Here is a 2,334-nt window from a genome sequence, read left to right as displayed (position 1 = left end):
TAGCAAAGCAGGAGCGCTTGCGGTCGCAAACGATGGTGCCCAGCGAATACTCCGTTGCAGTTTGATCGGATTTGCCGGAACGCCCGATCTCGTAGAAGTCGAGCAGATCCTCGACAAGGCGGTCGACTTGAGCTTTCGTCCACCTGTAAGGACGCTGGAAAGGCGGGATAACGTATACAGTCGTGTTTTCCGACGCGGTCATTTTTGCCACGGTCAGCTTCTTCGCCTCAAAAGTTTGGCGCTGCAACTTCAATTCCTCATTCATGACCGTTTTCCTTTGTCGGCTGCGAGTTGAATTCCTGCAGATACGAGTTCCAATACCCTTCTCGATAGTGCGAGTAGTTGGTTTTTAATCGGACGGTGTTAGGGTGTGTGGACGCTTTCAGCTTCATTAGGCATTCGGATCGGCTCGAAGATCGGTGAGGTAGAAAGAGCAGGCTATATTCCGGTTCCGAGAGGCAAAGAGCGTAGTCGAAAGTAACACGCTGCAGTTTCTTGTAGGCTCCGATTCGATCCCCATTTTTTGTTTCGTCCTTTACGGCCAATCTGTTGAGAAAATGCGCGAAATTGCGGCCATAGACGCGAAATGCGCCGTCGTGGGCCAGCGCTGCGGCTACGTCCACCCATGTGCAGTCGGACCGCATGATTCCGGCTTTGAGAAAGCGGTCGGCCCACGCTATGAGCGCCAACTTGAGAATGGTGAAGCGATCCCCCTCAACTGAAAGCCCTCTCCATACCAGCGATGCGCCAGCATAGGGGTAGGTTTTCCGATCTTCGTCTGTCTTCGGTTCCCAGAGAAGAACATCAATTGCCTGAGCGATCTTTAAGTATTGCTCAATCTCCTGGAAAAAAGGCAGTCCGGGGCGGACGGGAACGCGAAGATCAAAGAGCGGAGCACTCTGATCATCAAACCCCTGGTGTTCGATTTTCTCGTCAATGAAGCTGTCGCCAGTGTGCGTGCCGACGACGCCTTTTAAAAATCCAAGGTTTTCAAGTTTTACTGCCGACCACGGCGCAATTCCGTATTGCAGCAGCATGGCGGGAAGAACGAATTCGCTCATGAGCCAAGAAGTCCAATCGGGATTGACTCTTAGCCAACGATTCGACGGTTCGACTTCAGAGGTCTGGAAAGACTTCGTTTCGTTATCGGGTTTCGAGGCAGTCAGTCCCAATCTTTGCCAAATCTCGCCGATTTGCTTCAGACGATTCGGTTCTGTTTCTTGCCGCATGTGGTACGCCTTCAGCAGATCGAGCATTGTCATCGGGAGGCCCCGATTGTTTTCGCCCTGGAAAAACTGTTCTGCCTCGGTAAGATTCTTGAGGATAAGTACGGCAAAACGACCTTTCTGAAGGATGTATTCGAAGCGTTGAACGTCTCGGTAGAGCGTTTGCTCAAAGATGTTCATACCGTCGGTTTTAGGCGCGTCTGAGTCTTCATCGGCATCGCGCTTCAGGCATTCGTAGTCACGTTTAAACAACCAGTAGATTTCAGCCATCCGCTTTTTACTTTGCGGATTTGTGAAGACGAGAAGATTTTGCCAGTACGACGGGTCACCGAGTTTTTTCGTAGCCCTCGTCCAACGCAGGCGGATGCATTCATTTTTGCATCGTTGCACTTGTTCGTGGATGACGTACGCGAGGATCAGAAGGCTTGTCAGGCGTTGCTGTCCGTCAAGCACCTCATAATATCGATCGTCTTTGGGCGACTCGCAGCGCAGACAGATGGATCCCAGAAAGTATTCCGCAGCATTGTCGATGTCATAGAGATCATCGCGTTCGTCTTGAGTGCTGGGTGACGGATTGGAGCGAAGCTCATCAACATCGTCAAGGATCTTCAGAATATTTTCTTGCGTCCATACAAAAGGGCGTTGAAAATCCGCCATTTTGAAGCAGTCGGCTCGAGGTCGACCACGTTGGCCTAGGCTGAGACGAAAAACAGAAAGAACCGAGCAATCGATCGTAGAGGTTAAGCATGTCATAAAAGTAGCCTTGAGGCGTTCGGCGTTCGTTGATCGTGCGAGCAGAATCGTGTCTCTCAAATTCTCTACGGAACAAGCTGTTATTTCAAATATGACCTTACGGGTGCATGTACATGTCGACCTTTGGACCGTCTACGACGTCGGTTACGCATAAACGGTCGCGCTCGAGATCAGTCGAAATCCTCGCTGTCACTAGTGGGACAACGAAAAAGATAGAAATCTGGCTTAAAGCGTTGCACCTTGAAAACTCGACTCCAGCCTCAGAGAGACAAGCAACCGATCCATGCATAAACGGTCGCGAGCAGGCAGCCCAAAAAAAGTAACGTCTGTTTTGCAAAATTGCAAACATTAGCAA

2 protein-coding genes are annotated in these 2,334 nt (G+C 50.5%); both read right to left on the bottom strand.

From position 1 onward, the window contains the following. On the bottom strand, positions 1–265 hold a 265-nt coding region (locus H6A60_RS10985), incomplete at its 3' end, for a GmrSD restriction endonuclease domain-containing protein (RefSeq protein WP_205104559.1). Beyond that, the gene (locus H6A60_RS10980; protein ID WP_205104558.1) at positions 258–1,883 is read right to left on the bottom strand and encodes a DUF262 domain-containing protein; all 1,626 of its coding nucleotides are present in this window, start codon (positions 1,881–1,883) and stop codon (positions 258–260) included. The genes H6A60_RS10980 and H6A60_RS10985, both read right to left, overlap by 8 nt. Between the last annotated feature and the right edge of the window lie 451 nt (positions 1,884–2,334).

Origin of the sequence: Sutterella massiliensis, assembly GCF_016899755.1 — a bacterium.
Lineage (GTDB): Bacteria > Pseudomonadota > Gammaproteobacteria > Burkholderiales > Burkholderiaceae_F > Sutterella > Sutterella massiliensis.
Note: the sequence above shows the minus strand (reverse complement) of the source record. Positions and strands in the feature narration are given on the sequence as shown.